Here is a 25,380-nt window from a genome sequence, read left to right as displayed (position 1 = left end):
TTACTATTGAAACGACAGGAGGTCACGGAGATGACCAAGATAGAGGCCAAAATTGCAAGCAACGCCCGGAAAATTGCGGATACCGTTATAGGACAGTGTAATGATAAGGGAGAGCATGAGTACGTTTTGAAACGTTGGGCTTATGTACCCGGGATGCTGTTGATGGCGATGATGCGCACTGGAAAATGGTTTAACGAACCTGCTTATACGGCGTTTGTACGGGGTCACATGGACACCTTTATTCAGAAGGACGGCTCTATTCAGACCTACTCACTGGAGGAGTACAATCTGGATCAGATTAATCAGGGGAAGAATCTGTTCTGGTTGCTCCAAGAAACAGGAGATGATCGGTATGCTGAGGCCGCTCATCTGCTCGCCGCACAGCTTATTAGTCAACCTCGAACCTCTGAAGGTGGATTCTGGCACAAAAAGGTATATCCGTTTCAAATGTGGCTGGATGGTCTGTATATGTCTTCACCCTTTTTGGCAGAGTATGCCAAGGTATTTGCACGTCCCGAATTACTGGACGAGGTGGCTCATCAGTTATTGCTGATTGAGCGTAAAACTCGCGATCCTCGGACCGGTCTGCTCTACCACGGCTGGGATGAATCCCGTGAACAGAAATGGGCAGATAGCCGCACGGGCTTGTCATCGCAATTCTGGAGTCGGGCAGTGGGCTGGTACATGATGTCACTTGTAGACTGCCTTGAACATTTCCCGATAACGCATCCGAAGCGTGGAACCATTATTGGTATTTTCCATAGGTTGTGCCTTGCCCTGCTTCAGGTACAGGATAAAGAAACAGGACTGTGGTATCAGGTACTCGATCAAGACGGCCGGAAGGGTAATTACATAGAGGCGTCCGGTTCATGCATGTTTGTTTATGCCTTGGCAAAAGGACTGGAGCGTGGTTATTTGGAAGCGGGATTTGAAAATGCGATGCTTAGAGGATATAAGGGTATCGAAGAACATCTCACGGAAGAAGATGTACATGGTATACATCTAAAACAAATATGCCATGGAGCAGGATTAAGCCAAGATCGAAATGGTTCCTACGACTATTATATTTCGGAGGAAATCGTTGAAGATGCTCCAATGGGGATGGCCCCCTATCTGCTTGCTTCCCTTGAAGTGGAACGTTATGTTAACAGAAGTAAAACATGATGCTAAAGCAAAACATAGTTTACCTTTTAAAAATCATTAATCATGACGTCTATCTAACAAAGAGGCCTTCCCAATTTGGAGAGGCCTCTTTGTCGGTTATTGATTAAACCGTATAATTTAAGGTTTGCTTTTCGCTGTAGAGATTTGATTATTCTCCAATGTAGGTGCGCCGGCGCGATTTCGATATTCACCGGGAGTCATATTATTTAGCTGTTTGAATCGGCGGATGAAGCTTGACACGTTGTAATACCCAACTTCCTCCGCTACGGATGATAGCGGTTTCAAAGTTGTGGTCAGTAAATGCTGAGCTTTCTTCATCCGTAATTCGGTCACATACTCAATTGGGGTCTGACCGGTCTGTTCCTTAAACAATTGACTCAGATTGGGTAAAGCCATGCCAAATGTCTCTGACATTCCCTGAAGAGAAAATTCACATTGGTCAAAATGCTCCTCAATGTATTGGGTGATCAAGTTGAGGGATCGGGATGCTGGTTCTTTTGAAGATGTTTCCTTATTCAGTCTCTCAAACGCGAGGGACAAGTCCTGACTGATAGAATGAATCAATTGCTCGAATTCATCGATTGTCTCCAGACGCTCCAGTACAAATATATCGGGATATTGGGCGGAGTGTTGCTCGCTCATTCCCAGTCCAATCCACATCTCATTAACGGAACGAATAATATCGTAGCACAGACTACGGGCAATAATTAAAGGTACCTGCTTTTGCCGGATAAAATCAGTAATATTCGAGAGGGCACTTTGAATTTTAGCCATCTTGCCTTTACGAACAGCCCGCTGCAGGCTCTCCATCTCTGCGTGGGGATAGGACTCTTGGTGATTGAAGCTCATCGGAATATCGTGATACCGAATAACCCGGTTAACACCCTGAATGAATCGATAATCCATGGCTGTCTGCGCTTCAAGATAGGAACGGGGACTTTCTGAAACCAAGGTTCGGGTACCGACCCAAGAGTTACCGTCCCGCCTGATAGTTCATGTAATCGTTCTTGGAATTGATCTATACAGGCAGGCGTGTCATCAGTAAAAGTTTCTTGAATAAGCAGGAGAAATACATAACGACCCGTCTCAAAATGCTCAATTCCCAAAATGGGATGAGGCCCGGGATAGCTTTGTTCCATTTCCTGAACGGTATGATTATTCATGGAATGTACATGCTCGGCAGTTTCAATAATGATAACCTGGGTTTGTGCCTCGTCGGTCAGTTCTACAATGTTGCTATCATATTCAGTGATTTCTGATAAGGATTGAATCTCACCCTTTAGCAGCGCGAAAACCATCTGTTTTTTGACAGCAGATGAGTGATTTTTAACACGGTTGTCGAGATCTTTATTTTGATTGGCCAGGCTGGTTAACGTATAACGAACGGTTTCAAGTTCATTCAGTGATTTCATCTTTTGGGGAATAAACGATGACTTTCCTTGCGCAACAAATGGATGGGTCTATAATTGGAACGCATGCTTACATAAATGATGCCCCCGCCGACAATCAAAATGGCTATTATTCCGTAGGTCAGCCAGTTTTGGGCATGATTCACTTTATCCATTACGACATGGATCGGAAGCAAACTTGCATATTTCCATCCAGACTGCTCGGATTCCATGAGGAAAAGATAGTAATTGGTTCCCTCCAGTGTAATCTCCTGATAAGGAGCGTGATTACCTTCCGTAATAACCTTCGATAAGGCTAAACGGGAGGGGCTGTCTTCTTTTGCAATAGACGTAACGAGCTGATTATTCTGGTCAAAGATCCACATGGATCCTTCAGCTTTTTCATATGTGGACATTAATTGGTGAATGGATTTTTCATTGATCAAATACACTATGCTTCCGTAAGGTTTAGCTTGATTCGGAAACATCGGTTGAATCATTCTCAGATAGCGTTCATCCGATTTTTCATCATAACCTGGTGAGAGCAGAGAAGCTGTCCTGGATTCCTGCAAATCGGTAATCATGGATGATGCGGGCCAATCTTCAAATTGATAAATTTGATTGGAGATCATCGGCAATGAATAGACACCGCTGCTTGTAAAAACAGCAGGGTCCGACTTGAAATACACCCAGATTTCATGAATAAACGGGCTCATTCGTTGGTACCGTTTTAACTCCCGTGTAATTCCCCAAGCTTTATAACCCCATTGATCTGAAATTCGATAAGGGTACAGACTGTTATCTTCAATTAACATTTGCCTGGTGGTATCTTCGATCCTACCTAATTGCTCGTCCATGGATTCACGCATGTTATCCAGCGTATTCAGATTGCCGGCAATCACTTCCTCCTCCAGTTGGCTCACGAAGAAACTATAGACCAGCATCGCAATCAGGGTGATGGGAAGCAGAAGTAGGATGATGTAGGACAACAGGTATTTTATGAAGATTTTATAAGAATGGTTGTCGGTCATCTCGTTTAGTCCCCCCCTGAAAGAGTATTGGTTCGCTCGTTCATTTCTTAGCAAACTTCCCTGGCGAAGCTCGTATAGCACGTGAGCATGTTAGTGACAAGCAAGGTGATTAGCATTAGTTTAAATGATTCTATTCCATACATCTACCTTTTTTTCCTTTTTAATTAAGAAAGGTAATGGCAGCGATGGTTGGCTGGCGAATATTTAGGATTTGATTTAACCAATTAGTTTGATTATAGAGCTGAAAAGTTATATTTAGTGGATCTCAGATAAATTGCTTATAAAAAAAGCACATAAAATTTGTGCATTGTAAGCCTTTTCAAGACTATGATAAGGTCGTTTTGCATTAAAGGTTTAAGCGGATTAGGCAGGGAAACCTGCTTCAATTCGATTCCGCGAGTTTTTCCTTTACTAAATAACAAATAAAGAGGTGAAGTGAATGAGATTAAGATCTGAATCCTTGATGTGGTACGATACTCCAGCTCGCAACTGGGAGGAAGCACTACCCATCGGAAACGGAAGGTTAGGTGGAATGGTTTTTGGAAACATCAAGCAGGAACAAATCCAGTTTAATGAGGATTCGATATGGTCTGGTGGACCCAGAAATCGGAATAACCTGGATGCCAAGGAACATCTGCCTCATATACGGCAGCTCTTGTTCGACGGTAAATTAAGTGCAGCTCATGAACTCGCGGAAGCAGCTCTTTCCGGTACGCCTTGCAGCCAAAGGCACTATATGACAGCCGGTGACTTGATGATTCGCATGAATCATGCTGTAGACCCTGTGGATTCCGCAGATTACAGGAGAGAACTGAATCTGGAGCAGGCGTTTGTTCGTACGGAATATGTGCATGAAGGCGTCAGGTTCAGCAGAGAAGTATTTTGCAGCTACCCTGCGCAGGTCATGGTGATTCAGCTGGATGCGGATCGTCCGGGAAGTTTGAACTTCATGGCGAGATTCGAACGAAAAAAGGGTCGGCATATGGAGCTGTCTTATCGAAAAGGTGAAGATACTATCATAATGTCCAATCCATGCGGAGGAGTTAACGAAGCGTCATATACGGCCGTGGTAAAAGCCGTTGCCTCAGGGGGGACTGTTCAGGCGATTGGGGAGCATTTGAAAGTACAAGGGGCGAACCAAGTAACCTTATTTCTGTCCGTGGCTTCCGGCTTCCGGTACGATAAACCAGAACGGCAAGCCTGTGAATGGGTTGACCAAGCAGCTGTCCAAACGTATGAAAAGTTAAAGAATGAACATGTGCTTGATTACCAACAGTTTTTTCAACGGGTCAAGCTGGAGCTTGCGGATCTTTCGGAAAATGATCATCATCTATTGCCTGCTTCGAAGCGGCTTGAGCTTGTAAAAAAAGGAGCCGAAGATTCCGGGTTAAATACACTATACTTCCACTTTGGAAGGTATCTTCTTATTTCATCGAGCAGGCCTGGCGCTCTTCCGGCCAATTTGCAAGGGATATGGAATGACTCCATGACACCGCCGTGGGATAGCAAATACACAATTAATATCAATACCCAGATGAATTACTGGCCCGCTGAGACGTGTAATCTGGCAGAATGCCATGAGCCGTTAATTGAACTGGTCGAACGGATGAAGGTCAACGGGAAAGTGACCGCACAAATGATGTACGGTTGCAGAGGTTTCGTTGCCCACCACAATACGGATCTCTGGGCAGACACCGCTCCCCAGGATATTTATGCTGCAGCAACTCAGTGGGTCATGGGCGGGGCATGGCTTACGCTCCATCTATGGGAACACTATCAATTTTATCCGGATAAGGTTTTCTTGGAACGAGCATATGACACAATGAGGGAAGCGGCGTTGTTTTTTGTGGACTTTCTTGTTCAAAGTCCTGAAGGCTATCTGGTCACCAATCCTTCTGTTTCACCTGAGAACCGTTATAAGTTACCGAGTGGGGAAGCAGGAACATTATGTTATGGTCCCACGATGGACACGCAAATTATTGAGGAATTATTCAGGGCATGCGTGGAAGCGAGCCTTGTGTTGAACGTTGATCAAGATCTCCGGGAGCAATGGGAGAAAATGATCAAACAATTACCGCCTATGAAAATTGGCAAGCATGGACAGCTGCAAGAATGGCTGGTGGATTATGACGAAACAGATGCGGGCCACCGTCATATCTCCCATTTGTTTGGACTTCATCCCGGTTCAACCATCAGTCCTGATCTGACGCCTGAGCTGGCAGAAGGTGCGAAAATGACACTGATTCGGCGGTTGGAAAATGGGGGAGGGCATACGGGCTGGAGTAGAGCCTGGATCATTAACTTCTGGGCAAGGCTGCTGAATGGAGAGCAGGCCTATGAGCATACACAACAACTTCTTCGGCAATCAACCCTGCCCAATTTATTTGATAACCATCCTCCGTTTCAGATCGATGGTAATTTCGGTGGTATTGCAGGCATTGCGGAAATGCTGCTGCAAAGTCATTTAAATTACATTCAGTTTCTCCCGGCTCTTCCAGCTGTATGGCCAGCGGGTAGTGTGACAGGCCTGCGGGCCAGAGGAGGATTCGTCATTGACATGACATGGGCTGACCAACAAATGAAGACAGCGTCCGTACGCTCTGAGATTGGAGGACGCATTCGTTTGTTCTCGCAGCAACCTATTCATGTAACTACCACGGACGGGCTGCCGGTAGCTACAGATCGTAAGGGGAATATTACCGAATTCACTACAGCCGCAAATACCGTATATTCATTGGCCTCTGCAGGTGCAATATAAAAATTGTATATAATTATTGAATATTGTAAACGTTTTCCTTCCAGTGATATATTCGGCGTGCAACATTATACATCCACCCATAAGGAGGTGAGACTGTGAAATTGGCTATGAGACAGAATAGAAAGTTCGGGAATCGGGGCATGGGCGAATATTTTAATATGCTGGGTAAGGACTTCCAGAAGCATAAGATTGTTTACTTTCTGGGACTGTTCGGGATTAGCTATTACATCATTTTTAGCTATATACCGATGTATGGCGTTACCATTGCCTTTAAAAATTATTCACCGGTCAAAGGCATTTTGGGAAGCGAGTGGATCGGTTTTCAGAACTTTGTAGATTTCTTCCAAAGCTTTTACTTTTGGAGGTTACTGCGGAATACGCTGATCATCAGCATTTACGAGCTGCTCATTGCCTTTCCTGCGCCCATTATATTAGCTCTGCTGTTAAATGAGGTAAGGCATACCTTTTTCAAACGGTTGACACAGACGATCACGTATCTGCCACACTTCGTGTCTATTGTTGTAATTAGTGGCATGATTGTAGACTTCTCAAGAAAAGCTGGACTGTTTAACATCATATTGAGCTGGTTTGGTGTTGAAGCACAAAATTTATTGCTGGATCCATCCCTTTTTAGAACCATATTTGTAGGTTCGGGAATATGGCAGGGTATCGGCTGGGGATCCATTATTTATCTCGCTGCATTATCAGCCATTGATACTCAGCTGTACGATGCAGCCACAGTGGACGGCGCGAACCGGTGGAAGCAAATGCTGCATGTAACGTTACCGGGCATCATGCCAACGATCGTTATACTGCTGATTTTGCGCATTGGTGGCATCATGGATGTCGGTTTTGAGAAGGTAATCCTGTTGTATAATCCTCAAACCTACGAAACGGCAGATGTCATCTCCAGTTTTGTATACAGGCGTGGACTTCTGGAGGCGAATTACAGCTACAGCACAGCTGTCAGCTTGTTTAATTCCGTCATTAACTTCATTCTTCTGATTCTGGCAAACCGGATTAGTAGGAAAATCAATGATACGAGTCTATGGTAGAGGAGGATACCTGGCATGATAAAACGCAGCTTGGGCGATAAAATATTTGACACATTAAACATTGTGTTTTTGACAGGGCTGATGATCATCACTCTCTATCCTTTTCTCTATGTGATCTTTGCATCGCTCAGTGTGCCGTCAGAATTGGTCAAACACAGCGGCCTTCTCCTGTGGCCTAAAGGGTTCTATCCAGAAGCCTACAAATTAGTGCTCAAAAACCCGATGATCATCTCCGGCTATAAGAACACCCTGTTTTATGTAGTGGTTGGAACCACACTAAACGTGTTTTTTACGGCGCTGTTTGCTTTCGTTTTATCACGAAGAGATATGTATTGGAAAAAGTATATGATGATGATGGTTGTCTTCACCATGTTTTTCAGCGGCGGTCTCATTCCTGGCTATATTTTGGTGAAAAACCTGGGTATGCTCGATACGCGCTGGGCTCTTATCATTCCCGGATTGATCGCCACCTGGAACCTCATTATTATGAGAACTTCATTTCAGGCTATCCCGGTTGAGCTTGAAGAGGCGGCAAAGATTGATGGAGCATCCGATTTTCGGATTTTTGCCCAGATCATCTTACCTCTATCGGTTCCTGTACTTGCCGTGATGGCACTGTTCTACGGCGTAGGTCATTGGAACTCATGGACAGGGGCTCTGATTTATTTGCGGGATCGGGAGCTGTTTCCGCTGCAGCTTGTTCTTCGGGAGATTCTCATTGAGAACAGCACGACGGACACAACTAACCTGTCCACTGCGACAGGAGATCCATTCCTTGGAGAAGTGGTCAAGTACGCTACCATAATCGTGGCTACGTTGCCTATTCTGGTGCTGTATCCATTTATCCAGAAATACTTCACAAAAGGTGTCATGATAGGAGCCCTGAAGGGCTGAGTACCTTATACTAGCTGAATAATGGGGATGAGTATGAAGGTTACGAAGGTAGGAAAAATGTCTTTAAGCATCCTGATGGCTGCATCGTTAATAGCAGGGTGCGGAGATGTCAAAACGGGTGATCAGGAAGGTACAACTGACCCAAAAATCGAAGCAGTCAGTTTTCTCTGGAACGGTAAATTCAGCAGTAAAATCCCAGAACTTAAGGGCTATGGTGATGTGGCAGCGTACAAAGAGATTCAGAAACGGACAGGTATCACGATTAATTTCCAGGAAAATGATACGGGCAATCTTTCCCAGTTCAATATTATGCTGGCATCAGGAACCTATCCCGACATTATATATGTTCCGAGCAACTACCCTGGAGGCGTAGCCAAGCTTATTGAAGACGGTGTCGCGATACCGCTGAATGATCTGATTGATCAATATGCCCCCAACTACAAGAAACTGCTTGATGAGAATCCGGAAATCAAAAAGCAGGTTATGCTGGATGACGGTACAATAGCCAAATTTCCGCAGGTCAATCTTGATCTTAGACGCAACGCATGGGCCGGAACGATGATACGTCAGGATTGGCTGGATCAGGTAGGTCTCCCGATGCCAAAGACCATTGATGAATGGTATACCGCATTAAAAGCTTTTAAAGAAAATGACATGAACGGAAACGGCGATAAGAATGACGAAATTCCGCTCGGTGATCAAAATGGAATGGGCAGCATTACATCATTCAGCACCGCATATGGTCTACTCGTTACCTTTCAGATGAATCCACAGACGGGTAAGATCACCTATGGTCCCTATGAACCCGCATTCAAAGATTATCTTGCTATGATGAATAAGTGGTACAAAGAAGGCCTGATTGATAGTGAATTCGCAGCTACCGACAAGAAAGGCTTTGAAGCGAAATTTTCAAATAATATTGTAGGCGCTTACGGGGGGACCATTTCCGGCATAAATACGTACAAAAACCAAATGGAAGCGGCTGTTCCCGATTTTAAACTGGTAGGTGTCTCACCTCCGGTTGGACCTGCAGGCCAATCGTTCAGTGCAGCGGAACAACTTGCGCAATACGTTCCTCTTGAAGGAGCAGTTGTCAGCTCACAGGCCAAAGATCCAGAGAAGGTGATGAAGTTGCTCGACTTCATGGTTAGTGAGGAAGGGAGTGACCTGCAGAACTGGGGCCTGGAAGGGGAGAGCTATGTTATAGAGAATGGAAAGAAAAAATTCACCGATGCTATATGGAACGACCCGAATTATGAAGCGCGAGTAGCTGTTTCGCGTTATGCCTATCCGACTTCAGGGATGGTTAAGGTGATGAGTTATGATGCCTGGGCTTCATTTGAATTGGAGCATCCGGAAGCCAAGGAGGCTAATGAAAGATGGTTCAATGCGGATCGCACACTGCTGCTGCCACCGCTCTTGTTCAGTGGAAGTGAAAGTCAGGAAATCAGCAGAATTATGAGTGAAGTGGATACTTATATGAAAGAAATGCTGTTAAAGTTCGTGATGGGTAACGAACCGCTGGAGAACTTCGACACATATAAGGATACGCTTCAAAAAATGAATATTGAAAAAGCGATCGAAATCTATCAAGTAGCTTATGATCGTTACCAACAAAGATAGAGTAGTCAATGCCTGACGAGGGAAATAACATTGGATCAAAAAAAGAATGAACTAAATAAACGATTCTTAATCCCTTTAGTTCTTGTATTTATTATTATAACCCTGTTCATCTTGCTGGTGTATTTTATTACAGCGACACAGATGACGTAGCTTATGCGGTTGATGTTTCACGCGCTTGATGCAATGCCAATGTTAAATTTAAGCGTTATTTATACTATGTAACTGAGGATATGTTTCGTTAAAACCACATGTCCAGTCAACCATTTGAGCTAGCACTGTCGGTTATAATTACGATCCTGGAAATACTTATGTTGTTTCGTTAATTCTTTGATTATGTGGAACAACATCTACACTTGCCGATTGAAATTGATGAAATTGATAGGTCAGCAATGAGTTATAATTAATTCTCATTTACAGCGCACGTTTAATGTAGTAACTATTGTGACTGTAACTCAGTATGTGGGATAGGACCGCATATGGTATCCGAGGATGATCACGGAGATTCAGTACCGCTGTTGTCCGCTAAGAAACCTTCTACCTCAAGTGATGCCAGCAGGGTGGAGCTACTAATTTGGCGAATCGGAGACTCCTGTTCGAAAATGTAGTAATCATTTTTGCTTAAACCTCGAGTGTATATGCCGAATGAAGCTAGTTTATTTCAATGTAATATGGAATGAATCGGTAAGGAGGTATCGTAGATGGTCAAAAGCATTCAGTTCAACTTTGCAGTTTCACCAAAGGGCGAGTATCGTTCCATTGTGCAAGAAGAGCAAGACAGCATTCCGCGTTATGACGACGTCAAAGGATACGGTTTCGTAGACAAAACATGCGCTCAGCCGCCAAGAGAGGTTCATGTTGAACAGATCGTTCCATCGCAGGAGGGATACACCATCAGCGAGGCCAGGTTTGTGAATCGGGAGGAAGCCGGAGAGAATGATTTTAATCATTTTGGCCTATGTTTTAGGGTGAAAGCCGGGCCGGGAGCCTACCGGGTGCAGGTACGTACTACCTCTAGTCTTGAGGATACAAGGATCGCGATTTCAGGTATGAATGCGGATGATCTGCTGAATGTAGATTACTGGGATGCTGCCAGGCTTGTACCCAACCGGACAAGGGTGTTCCAAGAACAAAATGTATGGAGTTACGACTATGTGAACGGACGCGAGTATATCGACATCGAAATCGAACCCCGCCGATTACAAAGTCCTGTTGGCATCGCCGAGCTAGTATTGACGCCTATACCCGTATATCTGCGATCTGAGAGCAAGCGGCCAACGTTGTTTACGTTGGGGGACTCCACGGTGAAATCCTACATTTTCATGGAAGCCCCGATGAGCGGCTGGGGACAGGTGTTCGATGATTTGTTTGATTCGAGGCAAGTGAGCGTAATCAATTATGCCATGGGTGGACGCTCTTTCAAGAGCGCATATACAGAAGGGCGCTTCAACGATATTTTGCTTACGGGGTATGCAGGGGATGTGGTGCTAATCCAATTCGGCCACAATGACGAATCACATGATGAAGACCATCGTTTCGGAAGAGGCGCGACTGAGGAGATGTACCGCACATATATTCGCGAGTTTTACATCCCTGCGATTCGGTCAAGACAGATGATCCCGATGCTGGTAACACCGATGGCCAGGGTGGATGGCGAGGCTCCCCCGGACATGTTTATAGGGATTCTTTCCGCGTGCGAAAATTTCCAGTCATTATGCGTGAATTGGCAGAAGAGTTGAATGTGCCACTGATTGATCTAAACCGCGAGAGCTTGCGATATTATAATGAGATCGGGATCGAGGGTACTACAGCGGTCTTCATGTCCATCGAGGCAGGGGAGACGCCGGCCAAAACGAATGATGGCAGCTTTGCGAATGGTCATCCTGCATGTAAGATCGACGGTACACATTTCAAAGAAAGTCTCTCCAAGCCTTTTGCCCGTATCGTGGCCACATGTCTTGTACAGCTTGGCGAACAGGGTGAATTGGATGCAGCCCGAGTGGCTTCATGGTTGAAGCCAGAAGTGCAAGCGGCGATCCGGGAGCAGGATTGGTCAGCCATCTATCCAGAGAAGGCTGCCGACACGATGACAGGCCGGGGGCGTATTACCGGAATCAGATCGAGAAGCTGGTACAGCTGGGCATCTTGGGACTGGATGAACAATCTTTTTTTCATCCAGAAGCGATCATGAGCGTCGGTGAATTTAGGCTCGCCTTGTCCCGATTGTTGAATCTCGACCCAGATGAAATAAAGCAGAACTTGGCGGAAGGGACACTGTCCAGAGAGCTTATGGGCAGTATGTTGCAAGATGCTTTTGATGCTAAGTTTAGTATGGACGCACTCCCGGCTTACATGACAGATTATAACGGAGAGGCCATCATTCCAGAGCTCCCCGAATATGACCCTCATCTGGCTCCGGATCAACGGGGACTGATGTATTATCCGCTAGTTTCATTCGAACAGCTCCAAGACACAGTTGACATTCATCCGGTTCTATACAATAAAGTGAAGAAAGCATATACGCTGGGCTTGTTGCGCTCCGAGAAGGGCATCGAACGAGGGCAAGTGCGAAACGGTTATGAACTTGAACCCAAGGCATGGGTAACCCGGGAGAAAGCCGCCAAATCATTATATTATATGTGGGTGCTGTATCACCCGATTGAAGTGGAGAACGATCTGTCAGTGTTGAAAGCCGAGTCGGTGCATCCGGTCGAGTAATAAACAAGGTGGATTTGAAATACAACAATCAAGAAAGGAGCGACTTTCTGGGCATGATACCTCGGGAGGTCCATCCTTTTTTTTATATTTGGTTGGTGATTCACAATCCCAGGAACCAAGGCTAATTATTTATTTATGGTGAGGTGAGGTATAATGCTAATATATTCGCTGTTTGTCGAGGGACAAGAACATTGTTCCATCCAAAGTCGCTATTTTAGCGGTTTTTTTTGTTTTAAGGAACCAAGTTCTTGTCCCGAGATGAGGACAAGAACATTGTGTCATTTCGGATTAGCTAGTTATCTAAAAAGTTCTAAGTGGAACTATTGTGGCGGGATAAAAGCATATGAATATAAGACTTCACTTGAATAACGATTTTTTGTTTCAGGAACTAGGTTTTTTCGACCAAAGGCAAAGAACTAGTTCATTGTTGAAAAGGTTAAGAATATGGTACCAATATTGATAAAATTCTTTATCGGTTTCATTAAGCTAACGGGCAGGTTAGTTTCAACTTAGGTACTGGCTAGTATATAATTAGTAAAACCATGTTGCCTGGAGGAAAAAATGAAAGAAGATAAAGAAAAGGTCTATTATGAACGAGGAACGGTTGAACTACGAGAGAAAAGCATACGGGCCCAAAAGCTTGTGAAGGCTTATAATGACTGCGATCCGGAAGATGGACAAGAGAAAGAACGATTGATTCGAGAACTATTTGGCAGCGTATGTGAAGGTTTTAGCATTGATCATAATTTTCATTGTGATTTGGGTTATAACATTCATGTTGGTCGTAACTTCTATGCCGGGTACAATTGCACCATATTGGATATGGCGGAGGTTCATATCGGTGATGATTGCATGATCGCACCTAATGTCGGCATTTACACGGCAGGTCATAATGTCAACCCCAAGGACCGAAATAAATCTGGTTACAGTATTCCTATAACGATAGGAAATAATGTTTGGATTGGAGGGCACTGTGCAGTTCTTCCAGGTGTTTCAATAGGTAATAATTCCATTGTGGCTGCTGGTTCAGTTGTAACAAAAGATGTGCCAGCAAACACGATAGTCGCGGGTAATCCAGCCAAGGTGATCAAGCAAATTACAGAATGATAAAGGGCTTTACAGATTCGATTAAACTAACGGGAGATATTAGCTTAATCAACATGATCAACTGCGGTTTACAACTAACGGATGACAATAGGGATCGTTGCAGAAATGCTAACGATCCTTTTTTGTATACCTTTACGGACATCAAAAATTAGTGGAGAGATGTTGAGGCGATAGACAAAGGAATCCGCTTGTAGCTGTCGAGGGACAAGATGTCGAGGGATAAGATGTCGAGGGATAAGAACATATTCCCATTGAAGTCGCTTTTTAGTTTCAAAAGACGTTCCGTCATGTCGAGGGACAAGAACATAGTCCCATTGAAGTCGCTATTTTAGCGGCTTTTTTATTTTATCGGTACAAGTTCTTGTCCCGAGCCAAGGAATCATCCTGGCGGCTTACGCATCAAGAGATTGAAATAAACGTGGAGATCCCTCTAATGCGACTGCTGAAATTTTTTTACCTCATGCACAATTATCCAGCGTGTATGAAGGTGCGGAGTTAATGGTAGAGAGCGACATACATTCCTATGAGGAGACGACGGAAGGAATTCGAGTACATGTTGGCTCAGGTTCTTATCATTTTAAATATCCGAATCCGTTAGGATTAACGTTGACGTTCACCGAAAACTCCAGGTTGATCGATATCCTCGATCATCAAGAGTCGGCAGATATCCTTAAAAAGCATGCACCATGGATTACCAGACCACCCGGTATCTTTGAAATGAAAGCCCAGCGTTTAAGCGAACTGGTTGATGTTCCTGAGGCTGAACTTACTAGAGAGTTGATTCATGTTATTCTGGAGGAACTGAATCAGAAGGAAAAAGAGCCAGCATAATGTATGGTCAGGTTTCAGCTTTCTGTTTTATGAGTTCTTTTCAAAGCATGATAGACCAGTTCGTTCTATTTCTAGTATAATCAGCAATTAGTATTTTTATTTGATGAGGGGAACGTTAGCGATTTTGATTATCAAAAGCTATACCTGAAGAATACTAAGTAACCAATAATAAAGAAAACCAATGAGTTAACAGACTGCTGACTCATTGGTTTTTTTATAAACTATTCAGTATGATATATATTGAATTTCGTCATATTTTTTACAATAGTTAGCTCAATTGAATTTGAAGTATTGTCTCTGTTGTCGAAATACCCTGAATAACTTTTACATTCTTCACCTTATCCTGACCGTTTGGAACAATTACTGGTGTAATAGCAGAACAGCCGGCATCCTTAATGGCATCTATGTCGAACTCGAGTAGCAATTGTCCTTTTGTAATCAAATCCCCGTTTCAACGTGAGTGGTAAATCCCTCTCCTTTGAGAGACACCGTATTTATCCCAACATGAACGAGAATTTGTACACCGTATTCATCTTCTAGAATAAGGGCGTGTTTACTCTTATTAATTATATGAGCGATTTTGCCATTGAATGGAGAGAAAACCTTGCCGATTTCAGGTTGAATAGCTACACCTAATCCCATCACGCCGCTTGAAAAGGCTTCATCCTCTACTTGCTCCAGAGGGACAATAATCCCCTTAAGAGGTAAAGGGATTTCTATATATTTCAGTTTTTTTTGAAGCCAAACATATTGTTATGCCTCCTAAAATTAATTCTTATTACTGTACTTTTCTTCCTATTTTGTATCCGGTTAAATAGGAAATAATAAACCCAATTACAAAAGTAGCTAAGACCGAGACAACCATTAAGAATAAGTTCATTAATCCGCCTTTTGGATCTGCGTATACTGGTAAGGATGTAACACCAGGCATAACAAATGCAAAACACTTGACTCCGAAAATTACTGTCAATGATCCACCAATACCAGAGGCGACCATAGCGCTTACAAACGGGGTCTTATGAACAAAGTTTACCGTATACATTGCTGGTTCAGAAATACCTAGAAACGCTGAGAAGCTCGTTGAAAGGGCTGCCGAACGGACCTTCTTGTCTTTCATCCTTAATGCTGCACCAAGGGCAGCTCCAGATTCAGCCATATTATGAACGAATGAAATCGGTAACAAATAATCGTATCCCAATGATGATATGTTTTGAATTTGTATTGGTGATGTAGATTGATGCATACCAGTTAAAACAATAAGAGGTGTGAGGAATCCTAAAAGGAAACCAGCAAATATGCCAAAGGTATCAAAAAGCCAGACAATCCCGTCAGCAAGATAAATACCTCCATAAGCACCAATAGGAGCAATAATAAAAAGCGCAATTGGTACGGCCACAATTAGAGTAACCGAAGGTACTACCACCATTTTCAATACACTTGGGGTAAATTTATCGACCGCGCGATAGATAAGTGCCATTAAACCAACGCCAAGGATTACAGGAAAAACAGAATTTGCATAGTTGAAAACAGGGATAGTCAAGTTGAATAAACTGAAGGTTATGTCTTCATTGGTTAGTGCGTCAACAAAACTTGGATATAATAGTGCACCAGCCATGCAGATTCCCAAGTAGTCATTTACTTTAAACTTTCTCGCGGATGAAACCGCTAACAAGAATGGGAGAAAGTAAAATGGAATATCAGAGATTAGATTAAATAAAGCTAGCGTTGAACTGCTCTCGCTAACCCATCCCAAACTAAGAATAATAGCTATTATTCCTTTGAGAATCCCACCTGCAACAAGTGCAGGTAGGATAGGGGCGAAGATGCCAGAAATTACATCTAAAACGGCATTCAAAGATATTTTTCGTTTTTGAGGCTTACTAATTTGGGGCTCGGCATTTTGATCAGAAAGATTTTCAGATTTTAAGATATGGTCTACTTCGTTAAATACCTGTTCAACGTTTGTTCCAATAATTACCTGATACTGTCCATTTTGAACTGCAGTACCCATTACACCAGGAACTGATTTGATCTCATCCATAACTGTTTTGCTATCATCTTTTACGTTGAACCGCAATCTAGTAACACAATGCAGATGTGTTGTAATATTCTCTCGACCACCGAGCAGTTTGATAACTTGCTGTGCCGTTTCTTTGTTGTTCATATAATTTCCTTCTTTCGAAAGGGATTATTCCAGATCTTCACCATTGCTTGCAATGCATTTTTGATACCAGTAGAAGGAATCCTTCTTGTATCGTTTCCCGGAACCATTTCCACCATTATCGAGGTCAACATAAATCGTACCATAACGTTTGTCCATAGTAAGAGGACCACAGGAGACGATATCAATAATTCCCCATGCAGTAAATGCTAGAAGCTCAACTCCATCAATGATGGCTTCTTTCATTTCTGTAACATGTTTTCTCATATATTCGATTCTATATGAGTCATGGACTTCTCCATTTTCAGTAAGGGTATCGTAAGCACCGAGACCATTTTCAGCAATAATAACTGGCAATTGGTATCTATCGTATACCTGATTTAATGTAAATCGGAGGCCAATTGAATCAATTTGCCATCCCCATTCGCTAGCTTCCAGGTAAGGATTCTTCTTACCGATAACTAAGTTTCCGGCTGTTTGCTCCCATCCTTCAACATTAGTGGATACTTGTGAGAAATAGTAAGAGAAGGATACAAAACCAACAGTTCCGTCTTTTAAGAGTTCAAGATCCCCGTCTTCCATCATAATGTTAACATTGATTTGTTTGAAATAGCGATCAATGTATTTAGGATATTCTCCTCTTGCCATAACATCCAGGTAGAACCAGTTGGAGTATTGGTCATCCAAAATAGCTTGCATGTTATCCTCAGGCTTACATGTTGCAGGGTAAGTGGTAAATCTGGCAATCATAGCACCAATTTTTTTTCCTGGTACCATCTTCCGACCCAATTGTACAGCTTTAGCACTACATAAAAACTGATGGTGCAAACTTTGGAAGATGGCCTGATCCAGATGCTCTTCGTTGCCTGGGATCAAGCAAACTCCATCCCATGGAGAGAATTTAGCTGCGTTGATTTCATTAAATGGTAACCAGAAGTCAACAAGCTCACCAAGTCTTTCATACAGAACGGTTACATATTTTTCGAAGAATGTAATGAGTTCACGGTTCTTCCAACCACCATATTTAAGAACGAGGTTTACTGGAATATCGTAATGAATCATGGTTGCAAAAACTTTCATGTTGTTCTTCTTGCATTCTGAAAACAGGTCAATATAAAATTGAATTCCTTCTTCATTGGGAACTGCATCATCGCCATTTGGGAAGATTCGTGACCAGCTAATGGAGGTTCTGAAAATTTTCAGACCCATTTCTCCCATAAGTTTCAGATCTTCTTTGTAGTTATTGTAAAAGTTAATTCCACGTCGTAAAGGATAGAACTCGGTTGAGTCATCTTGCAGTGCTGCGTTAAATTCTTCAAGAGTGAACGGGCGATTGTGATGCTTATCTGCAATCTCCTTAGCTGTCCATTTTGGGTTTAAATACCGCGTATCTTGTGTGGAAACTCCTTTTCCTCCTTCATTAAATCCTCCATCTGCCTGAGAACAAGCAATGGCTCCTCCCCAAAGGAAATCTTTGTTATATCCAGTACGCTCCACGTGTATCTCTCCCTTTCATTTCATTTGTTTACATGGCTATCATACAAAATAAAGCGCTTTAAAATAACGGCAATTATGATACAATTTATTATCATATTCAATATAAAACGGGAGGAGAAAAGAATGGATCTCCAAGAACTTTATAAAGAAATTTACAGGGTTTCATCTGGTGAAAGATGGCATCTAGAAAATCCCGGGCGGTTCAGCCCCTTCTATGATAAGTTAAAAAAAGAGTGTTATAACGATCAGCTATGCTACTGTTTTGATTTTGTTAATACTTTAAAAGAAAATTCGGTAGGTATTGTAAGAGAGTCAAGATTTACTGAGATTCCTCTGCATTATCACAAGGATATGGAACTCAGTATTGTTTATTCTGGAGAATGCACCTTTAATATTCAGGGAATGAACTCAAACTGACTGCAGGAGATTTATGCATAATCGACACAGACGTCATGCACAGCGCCAAGTTTAAAGGTGAGAATGATATTGTATTTAATGTCATTTTCCGTAAATCATTCTTTAGTTCAAATTTCTTGTCTCAGATAGCTGATAAAGGGATCCTGGGGGATTTCTTTTTAAATGCAATCATCGACAATAGATCACACGATAATTATCTAGTTTTTCAAACTCAAGATAATCCCAAGTTTCTTTCTATCGTAAACTTGTTATTATTTGAGTATTATTGGCCTTCTACCTGTCATACAAGTCTCGTGGAGCACTATTTATCTATTCTGTTTTTAGAATTAATTAATACTCTTCATCAGTATACAGAGAGTAATTATCTAATTGATGATAATCAAAAGAACATGATGAAAATTTTAAACTATATCGAAGGAAACTTCTCAAACTGTTCTTTAGAAGATCTGACTAAGCATACCCATTTTTCAACAAGTTATATCTTTAAATTGCTTAAGTCCATGACAGGAAGTAGCTTTTCTACATTGAAACTTCAACAGCAATTGAAACGAGCTGAATTCTTACTAGTTAACACATCGCTGCCAATTAGCGAGATTATTGAGCAAATTGGACTTAAGAATCCTACCTATTTTTATAATAAATTTAAAGAGGTTTATAATAAAACACCGTCCGAATACAGAAAAATATATGCACGTATAACATAACTACAAAGGACGGATTGTCAAGCAAGTGCGACAGTTCCTCTGAAAAAGATTCGTGAGATGTTCCGATTTTTGATTGCCGTGGCATCAAAAGCCTCTCGAATCGTTTTAAGCTTGAACACTTCGGGTATGATGGACATGCTTCAGGTCGAAACATGGTTGGCTTTAGTAGTGATTCTGAAAGCGACAGACACTATCACCGTGCATTGGTTTTCGTACCTGGATCGAAGTGGCTACACGTATTACATGTCAATTCGTTGCAATCCAAAGAACCAGGCGCGACTCGGAATGGTCAGCTTACTGCTGACGATGGTACGTCAATTAGAGGAATTCGAAAAGCAAATGGAAGATGTAGCCGTGAGTCTGCCTGACGTGGAACTCGTAAAAAGTATTCCTGGGATTGGAATAAAGCAGGCGGCAGTCATTGTAGCTTAAATGGGCGATGTCAGGCAGTTTAGCGATTCAAAGCAACTCTAGCGTTTGCAGGTCTTGACCCTGGCATTTTTAGTTCAGGGAAGTTTACAGCGACAAGCACACGAATAACGAAACGTGGCTTAAAGATAAAGAGGATAAGACGTTCTTTCTACGTCCAAGGGATTCCAGAGTTCTTTTTATAAGAGATGTTAAATAAATTTTGAAAAAGTAGCATGATACAGAAGGGAAGATTCACTCAAGACTAAGAAATACTAAATATCTGTCGCGGGACAAGAATATTGTTCCATTCAAAGTCGCTACTATTGCGGCTTTTTTGTTTTAAGGAACCAAGTTTTTGTCACAAGTTGAGGACAATATCAAAATGCAGGTACTAGAACACTTTATACGATTTCTTGAAACAATATAGATATGATAGGGAAAGTACAGATGCCGATACTTAATAGTAAGTAGAGGTAATGATACGCTTGATCTCGGTAAGGGAGGGCAATTAAATTAAAAATCCGTTTAGAATCAATCATTGAAATTTAATGCTACAGTGGCCACTTTTATTGATTTTGACATATGTACAAAATACGAGTTTTGTGAAACAGTATTAAACAATGAAGCACGCTTGGAGTGTGTTTTTGTTTCTTCGTTCTTCAATTACTGATTGATCGACTTCTGATATTTTCTTTCATTGATGCATAATTCGTTGTCATTTCATAAGTTCTTCTCAATTTATCCAAATCACTTAAACTTAACTTGCTATAGGTTTACTAATTAGTTTTTAGACCGGTTAATACTTTCATGCATTTTATTGTAATTCCTTGATATTATTACTTCTTCAATCCACAATCAGTTTTTTTACAATATCGATCGGCATCGGCATCCATTAAATCTGAAATTTCGGTCGTAATATATGGATAAATGTGTCTATCGGCATATATAACCCTCGTGATTCTTCTCATTTTGTATGGTTAAATATGCTAATGGTATTCCATACATATACTTTCTTATATTTCACCTTATGTTATACGTACTTATTCAACTTTCTTATATAGTAATTTGCAACCTCCCTTCTACGTAACTATCTTAACTTAAAGGATTTTTATGCCACTTATCATTGCCTGTTATTCTATCCACAATGTGATACGCTTCCCACACAGCAGCGATTTCTAAGCCTTTGCATTCCTGCTGACTCGAATGTCGCATTTCACCCTTATGGTACAACGAATATTCACCTGACAACTGGTCGATGACGCACATCGGAGGTGGCCAGGCTTCTTCTTCGTTTGCAAACGGACGGTGATCAACGACAGGCCATTGACCTGACTTTAACACATCATCATACACACCTATTACAAATTGATAATCCTCTTCCTGGGGTGTATCTTCATAGGAACTCCCAATGTAACTATAAATAGCTATACATGTATCCTTGAACCTTCTGCCAAAAGCAACTTTGCCGTTAGGCAAATCAATGGCATACACCTCTCCAAGTTTTATTCTCCTACGTTTTATACTTTTCATCATTCGATCCCCCTTTCTATAGCGTTAATAAGAAATTCCCACACGAGACTTGATATACGAATGATCCGTGATCTGCTTGTAAGCGAATTCTGTTGTATCCATAACAGATATTTCAACGCCGCCTTCAGGCAAAACATCCCGCTCAACCCGATACGTACCGATACGTTCTCCATCTGGTAAATATGTAGGACAGACGATCGTCCAGTCCAGTTTAGATTGTTGAAGCAATGTATATACACGATGATGTTCCTCTGCTGCACGAGTTGATTTCCGTTTAGATTCACTAGATTGATATCGTAGAAGATCCGGAGAGATCCTACTTTGCAGAATACCAGCGGTTCCGATCGTTATGATACGTTGAATGCCTTCAATATACATAGCTTCAATGAGGAGTGGCATACTCTCAGACAGCGTGGTTGTTCCATCTGTGTTCAATGCACTAATCACGACGTCTGTCCCCTTGATGACATGTGCAAGATCCTCTTGATTTAGTGCATTACCAGGAACCATAGTTAGATTACGATCTTCAAGCTTCAACTTATCTGGGCTCCGAACCAATGCAGTGACATGGTGTCCATCCATAAGCGCTAGATCAACGATATGCCTTCCTACTCGCCCAGTTGCCCCAAGAATTACAATGTGCATAAGAAAAACCTCCTGAATTCTGACTATTTGACTAGATGCTAATGCAAAATAACTAATATCGATTCTATTGGGCAACTTATAAATAATCATTACTATAAAATAAAGCCGATTCCTGGACGGAATCGACCCTGTACATCATCGAACATAGATATGCAATTGACGATATTAAAGTGTAATGATAATTGGACCTTGTTTTGTAAGGATAATGGTATGCTCCATTTGAGCGACATGACTTTTCTCTGTTGCAAATGTCCAGCCATCTTGCTTCTGGAATACTTCTTCTTCCAAGGTAGAGACAAACGGTTCAAATGCGATAACCATACCTTCTTTTAACAACTCATCATCCGAAGTATCGTTATAGTTATAAATGTGGTCAGGAGCTTCATGTATTGTACGTCCAATTCCGTGTCCTGTGAGGTTTTTGATAACCGTTAGGTCATTCTGCCTTGCCGTTTGGAATACAGCTTTACCGATCCCGCTTTTTTTGGAACCCGGTTTTGCTTTTTTCAGACCAGCTTCGAATGCCAGTTTAGCCACTTCACAGACCTTAGTACGTACATCATCCCCTTCACCTACGACAAAAGAAATCCCTGTATCTGCAAAATAACCATTTTTCGATCCAGATACATCAATGTTCACGAGATCTCCTTCTTGAATTACACGTTCTCCGGGAATACCATGAGCTACTTCTTCATTAACGCTGATACACGTAAATCCAGGGAAATCATACTCACTTTTCGGAGCGGAAATGGCGCCTTCTTTTTCAAATAGCTCACCCGCAAGATCATCAAGCTCTTTTGTTGTAATGCCAGGAACGGTTTTTTGTACTAATTCATCACGAATCATCGCTACGATCTTACCAATTGCCTTCAATCCATTAAAATCTTCTTCTGTTTTTGCAATCATTATTCAGACCTCACTATCTTTTATCATCGATTCATCATTATATGTTATTGGCTTAACTCAGGTAATGTCACCCAAACACCGCATTACACCATCATATCTAAAGGGGCACTGCTTCGCAACTTTTTTATCAATGGTTATGTGTTATTCCTCGCTATTTTTTCTTTGATTTTTTAATTGTTCCATCGTCTTTGATGACATAAATAAAATTAGCGTCCTCCGCTCCCCCGATCTCGTCCGTCACGATGAACGTCGCTGCATCCGCTGCCCGCTGTACGCTACCAGTGATGAAGCAAAATACGTTGTGCTCGTCTTTCCCCCAATAACGATTGAACGCTTGGAAAGTCTCACCATGGATTCCCTTCACTGTACGCCGACCATTAGCATTGTATAGCCCATGCTTGTCGTAAGCCCAGCTCTCTACCCTTGATTAAACAAAAAAGTAAAGCTAGCACGGTCAAGCTTCTTAGCCAAGCTTCCCCACTGATATACGTGATCTTGATCGACTGTCCAGCTTCCATTGTCTGACAAGATCGTGAAGCTCTTCGCGTCAGCGCCAGGCATTGGTTCGAGAATATAATCCGGATGACCAAACGGTCTACTTGTTCGAACGAACTGTGCGTGGTACACATGATTTTTATCTTTCGAAAGCCCCAATGACCCCGATGGTAACAAACATTGAAATGTGTCACGATCGGCTCCAACGACAGCATATCCATTATAGAAAATGTTCTGAGCATCTCTCCCAAACAAACCGCCTAGCGCTTCGAATGTTTGTGGGTCAGCATCGCTAACTTTTCTCCAAGTACAGTAGACTCCTGCCGCATCATGACCATACTGATCATCTAACACTTCGAACGATGCCGAATCTGCACCGCGTACCAGATTATATATTTGCCGAGTTTCATTCCGACTCCGACCAGAACCACCAATCTCCTCACAATAAAAGACTGCTTGATCTGTCCTGTACCAATTGCCTTGTATCTGTTCTGCTCCATGTTCTGATTCGTTATAGTCGGGTTGCCACCACCCATGTACATGCGGATAAATTTCCTGTAGCCAAGCGAGCAATTCACCTCTACTGCCATTAGCGTAGGATAACGAATGATATAAATGCAGCACATGATCCTTATCAGTACAGTAATCCATGTGAGCCACGGCGGTATCGACATCAATATCATCCCACGTATGAAACCGATCTCCGCTCTTTACATACAGTCGATGCTTGTCTTTCGCAAAATAAGGCGAGCCTGGCAGTAATTCGAAGCTTGCCGCATTCGATTCGGGGATTAGCTTGTCCTCCAGATAAACATGCTTGGCGTCTAACCCGTAATCATCGCCCAGTACCTGGAATTGTTCCACATCTCTAGTTACCAAAGTTGCTTTCGTCTTGCGGCCGTCAAACCACCACACACCCTGAACATCACGTAGATAGCCAAATGGGATCCATCCTCGATAGAAACTATGAATGATGGAGAAGCCTTCACTCGTGATCCCGCCCTTAATCGGTGTAGGCTCCCCCTCTTCTTGCTTCAACAAAACACGGTTCGCTTCGGTTACAAACAAGTTGCTCGTCATCTTCAACCTCCCATAGAAAAACTGGTTATTATTCTCATTTTATACCTGGTTGTAATTGTTCGGCAAACGGTATAGCTAGAGAAGCAAAAAAAGTAAAACCATTTATCGTAAAATGAATGACTTGGATTTGTTTTGGGCATCTTAACCAAATTAAACATGTTGTAAAGGGAGGTGAACCACATCAATACGATTAACGAATGGCTCAGACATGTTGCACATAATTACGTTTTAATCGTCGTTGCCGCAATACTCTTTTTTGTTGTCAAAGCAATCATTGGTTTTGTTACATACAAGCACTATGACAAAAAATTAAAACTCCTAACGGATAAGGTCGACCGCCTACTTCAAGAGAATAAGCGAAATTAAGTCATTAACATTTGCATTTGAGATGATCATTGAGATCATTGAAAATCGTCATTAATAAGGGGGATTTGCATGCTAGTTAATATTATTGTGGGATTTGTTATCCCTGTTATTATAGGTGGGTGGATATTAAGGCGACAATTTAAAATAATTTTCGTTTATTATCCGCTCGGGATAGCCACTTCAGCATGCATTAACAGCGTAGGCTTTAATTTTTTCTGGAACATCCTTCCCAACACGAGGAACCAATCCTATGCAGCTCTTCCGATGGACTTAGGCATCTATCCGATGGCCGGTTGTCTAATGATGTACTATATTCTTGTACATAAGAAAAAGCCTTGGCCGTCGATCCTTGTGGCAGCAGCTACCCTAACATTAATTGAATGGATCGCCAAGATCATGGGGCACGTTGTTTATTTTAATGGGTGGAATATCTTTTGGACGTTCTGCTCTTATTTTCTGCCGTTTGTACTCGCATATGCCTATAGCAAAGTGTTTGCACATCTCTTTTTGAAGTAAAGGTTACAGATAAAACTCTTGTCCTGTACAGACTGGGACTTAGCCAAACAAATAATCAATCCCTTCATGATTAACCCTCATAGGCA

At 42.2% G+C, this 25,380-nt stretch carries 25 protein-coding genes and 1 pseudogene; 15 read left to right on the top strand and 11 right to left on the bottom strand.

Translation table 11 applies throughout. From position 1 onward, the window contains the following. Window positions 1-30: 30 nt before the first annotated feature. Window positions 31-1,164 carry a glycoside hydrolase family 88/105 protein gene (locus DMB88_RS16345; RefSeq protein WP_128102216.1) on the top strand — a complete coding sequence of 378 codons (1,134 nt, stop codon included), beginning with the start codon at window positions 31-33 and terminating at the stop codon, window positions 1,162-1,164. A 117-nt stretch (window positions 1,165-1,281) separates the two neighbouring features. On the opposite strand, the gene DMB88_RS16340 is transcribed toward DMB88_RS16345, so the two are convergent. The 3 genes from DMB88_RS16340 to DMB88_RS16330 are packed head-to-tail and all read right to left on the bottom strand — an operon-like array spanning window position 1,282 to window position 3,583. Further along, window positions 1,282-2,070 (bottom strand): AraC family transcriptional regulator, encoded by a 789-nt coding sequence (locus tag DMB88_RS16340; protein WP_128102215.1) that lies wholly within the window; start codon window positions 2,068-2,070, stop codon window positions 1,282-1,284. Next, window positions 2,010-2,576, bottom strand: a complete 567-nt coding sequence (locus tag DMB88_RS16335) for a hypothetical protein (RefSeq protein ID WP_128102214.1) — start codon at window positions 2,574-2,576, stop codon at window positions 2,010-2,012. Before DMB88_RS16335 ends, DMB88_RS16340 begins: the two co-directional genes overlap by 61 nt. Beyond that, window positions 2,573-3,583, bottom strand: a complete 1,011-nt coding sequence (locus DMB88_RS16330; protein ID WP_128102213.1) for a cache domain-containing protein — start codon at window positions 3,581-3,583, stop codon at window positions 2,573-2,575. Before DMB88_RS16330 ends, DMB88_RS16335 begins: the two co-directional genes overlap by 4 nt. Before the next feature lie 439 nt (window positions 3,584-4,022). On the opposite strand from DMB88_RS16330, the gene DMB88_RS16325 reads away from it, so the two are divergent. The 9 genes from DMB88_RS16325 (at window position 4,023) to DMB88_RS16285 (ending at window position 14,566) form a co-directional block, all read left to right on the top strand. Next, window positions 4,023-6,341 carry a glycoside hydrolase family 95 protein gene (locus DMB88_RS16325; protein WP_128102212.1) on the top strand — a complete coding sequence of 773 codons (2,319 nt, stop codon included), beginning with the start codon at window positions 4,023-4,025 and terminating at the stop codon, window positions 6,339-6,341. A gap of 140 nt (window positions 6,342-6,481) precedes the next feature. Beyond that, window positions 6,482-7,396: an ABC transporter permease gene (locus DMB88_RS16320; protein WP_254438652.1), complete on the top strand. Its 915-nt coding sequence runs from the start codon at window positions 6,482-6,484 to the stop codon at window positions 7,394-7,396. 15 nt (window positions 7,397-7,411) lie between these two features. Continuing rightward, complete coding sequence (locus DMB88_RS16315; protein ID WP_062834731.1) at window positions 7,412-8,290, top strand: carbohydrate ABC transporter permease; 879 nt, start codon at window positions 7,412-7,414, stop codon at window positions 8,288-8,290. Window positions 8,291-8,347: 57 nt separating this feature from the next. Next, window positions 8,348-9,913 carry an extracellular solute-binding protein gene (locus tag DMB88_RS16310; RefSeq protein ID WP_254438205.1) on the top strand — a complete coding sequence of 522 codons (1,566 nt, stop codon included), beginning with the start codon at window positions 8,348-8,350 and terminating at the stop codon, window positions 9,911-9,913. Window positions 9,914-10,611: 698 nt separating this feature from the next. Beyond that, window positions 10,612-11,649 (top strand): SGNH/GDSL hydrolase family protein, encoded by a 1,038-nt coding sequence (locus DMB88_RS16305; RefSeq protein WP_128102210.1) that lies wholly within the window; start codon window positions 10,612-10,614, stop codon window positions 11,647-11,649. Continuing rightward, window positions 11,604-12,101, top strand: a complete 498-nt coding sequence (locus DMB88_RS16300) for an SGNH/GDSL hydrolase family protein (protein WP_128102209.1) — start codon at window positions 11,604-11,606, stop codon at window positions 12,099-12,101. Before DMB88_RS16305 ends, DMB88_RS16300 begins: the two co-directional genes overlap by 46 nt. Beyond that, window positions 12,098-12,628, top strand: a complete 531-nt coding sequence (locus DMB88_RS16295; protein ID WP_128102208.1) for a hypothetical protein — start codon at window positions 12,098-12,100, stop codon at window positions 12,626-12,628. Before DMB88_RS16300 ends, DMB88_RS16295 begins: the two co-directional genes overlap by 4 nt. 561 nt (window positions 12,629-13,189) lie before the next feature. Next, entirely contained in the window at window positions 13,190-13,735 is a 546-nt protein-coding gene (locus DMB88_RS16290; protein WP_128102207.1) for a sugar O-acetyltransferase, read from the top strand. A gap of 498 nt (window positions 13,736-14,233) precedes the next feature. Continuing rightward, window positions 14,234-14,566, top strand: a complete 333-nt coding sequence (locus DMB88_RS16285) for a hypothetical protein (protein ID WP_128102206.1) — start codon at window positions 14,234-14,236, stop codon at window positions 14,564-14,566. Between the two features lie 268 nt (window positions 14,567-14,834). On the opposite strand, the pseudogene DMB88_RS16280 reads toward DMB88_RS16285, so the two are convergent. The 3 genes and pseudogenes from DMB88_RS16280 to DMB88_RS16270 all read right to left on the bottom strand — a co-directional run bounded on the left by DMB88_RS16280 (window position 14,835) and on the right by DMB88_RS16270 (window position 18,224). Then, window positions 14,835-15,280, bottom strand: a pseudogene (locus DMB88_RS16280) (PTS glucose transporter subunit IIA). Between the two features lie 64 nt (window positions 15,281-15,344). Continuing rightward, the gene (locus DMB88_RS16275) at window positions 15,345-16,730 is read right to left on the bottom strand and encodes a PTS transporter subunit EIIC (RefSeq protein ID WP_128102205.1); all 1,386 of its coding nucleotides are present in this window, start codon (window positions 16,728-16,730) and stop codon (window positions 15,345-15,347) included. Between the two features lie 24 nt (window positions 16,731-16,754). After that, window positions 16,755-18,224, bottom strand: a complete 1,470-nt coding sequence (locus DMB88_RS16270) for a glycoside hydrolase family 1 protein (protein ID WP_254438204.1) — start codon at window positions 18,222-18,224, stop codon at window positions 16,755-16,757. 123 nt (window positions 18,225-18,347) lie between these two features. Between DMB88_RS16270 and DMB88_RS16265 the strand changes: the two genes are divergently transcribed. From DMB88_RS16265 to DMB88_RS31285, 4 genes are all read left to right on the top strand, one after another. Continuing rightward, a complete protein-coding gene (locus tag DMB88_RS16265) occupies window positions 18,348-18,641 on the top strand; it encodes a cupin domain-containing protein (protein ID WP_128102203.1) in 294 nt (97 codons plus the stop codon). A gap of 35 nt (window positions 18,642-18,676) precedes the next feature. Beyond that, window positions 18,677-19,345 carry a helix-turn-helix transcriptional regulator gene (locus DMB88_RS32065; RefSeq protein ID WP_128102202.1) on the top strand — a complete coding sequence of 223 codons (669 nt, stop codon included), beginning with the start codon at window positions 18,677-18,679 and terminating at the stop codon, window positions 19,343-19,345. Between the two features lie 57 nt (window positions 19,346-19,402). Beyond that, entirely contained in the window at window positions 19,403-19,777 is a 375-nt protein-coding gene (locus tag DMB88_RS31290; protein WP_254438203.1) for a hypothetical protein, read from the top strand. 65 nt (window positions 19,778-19,842) lie between these two features. Next, a complete protein-coding gene (locus tag DMB88_RS31285) occupies window positions 19,843-19,959 on the top strand; it encodes a hypothetical protein (protein ID WP_254438651.1) in 117 nt (38 codons plus the stop codon). A gap of 889 nt (window positions 19,960-20,848) precedes the next feature. Here DMB88_RS31285 and DMB88_RS16250 read toward each other — a convergent pair. From DMB88_RS16250 to DMB88_RS16230, 5 genes are all read right to left on the bottom strand, one after another. Further along, window positions 20,849-21,289, bottom strand: coding sequence for an Imm26 family immunity protein (locus tag DMB88_RS16250; RefSeq protein WP_251382085.1), 441 nt, complete (start codon window positions 21,287-21,289; stop codon window positions 20,849-20,851). Window positions 21,290-21,310: 21 nt separating this feature from the next. After that, a complete protein-coding gene (locus DMB88_RS16245; protein WP_128102201.1) occupies window positions 21,311-21,931 on the bottom strand; it encodes an NAD(P)-dependent oxidoreductase in 621 nt (206 codons plus the stop codon). A 165-nt stretch (window positions 21,932-22,096) separates the two neighbouring features. Next, the gene (gene map / locus DMB88_RS16240; RefSeq protein ID WP_128102200.1) at window positions 22,097-22,837 is read right to left on the bottom strand and encodes a type I methionyl aminopeptidase; all 741 of its coding nucleotides are present in this window, start codon (window positions 22,835-22,837) and stop codon (window positions 22,097-22,099) included. A 151-nt stretch (window positions 22,838-22,988) separates the two neighbouring features. Next, on the bottom strand, window positions 22,989-23,201 hold the full coding sequence (locus tag DMB88_RS16235; RefSeq protein WP_128102199.1) for a hypothetical protein: 213 nt from the start codon (window positions 23,199-23,201) through the stop codon (window positions 22,989-22,991). 53 nt (window positions 23,202-23,254) lie between these two features. Continuing rightward, window positions 23,255-24,412: a DKNYY domain-containing protein gene (locus tag DMB88_RS16230; RefSeq protein ID WP_128102198.1), complete on the bottom strand. Its 1,158-nt coding sequence runs from the start codon at window positions 24,410-24,412 to the stop codon at window positions 23,255-23,257. A gap of 435 nt (window positions 24,413-24,847) precedes the next feature. Between DMB88_RS16230 and DMB88_RS16220 the strand changes: the two genes are divergently transcribed. After that, on the top strand, window positions 24,848-25,294 hold the full coding sequence (locus DMB88_RS16220) for a CBO0543 family protein (RefSeq protein WP_128102197.1): 447 nt from the start codon (window positions 24,848-24,850) through the stop codon (window positions 25,292-25,294). Window positions 25,295-25,380: the final 86 nt, after the last annotated feature.

Origin of the sequence: Paenibacillus sp. DCT19 (genome assembly GCF_003268635.1) — a bacterium.
Classification (GTDB): Bacteria; Bacillota; Bacilli; order Paenibacillales; family Paenibacillaceae; genus Paenibacillus.
This window is presented reverse-complemented; position numbering and strand designations above follow the sequence as displayed.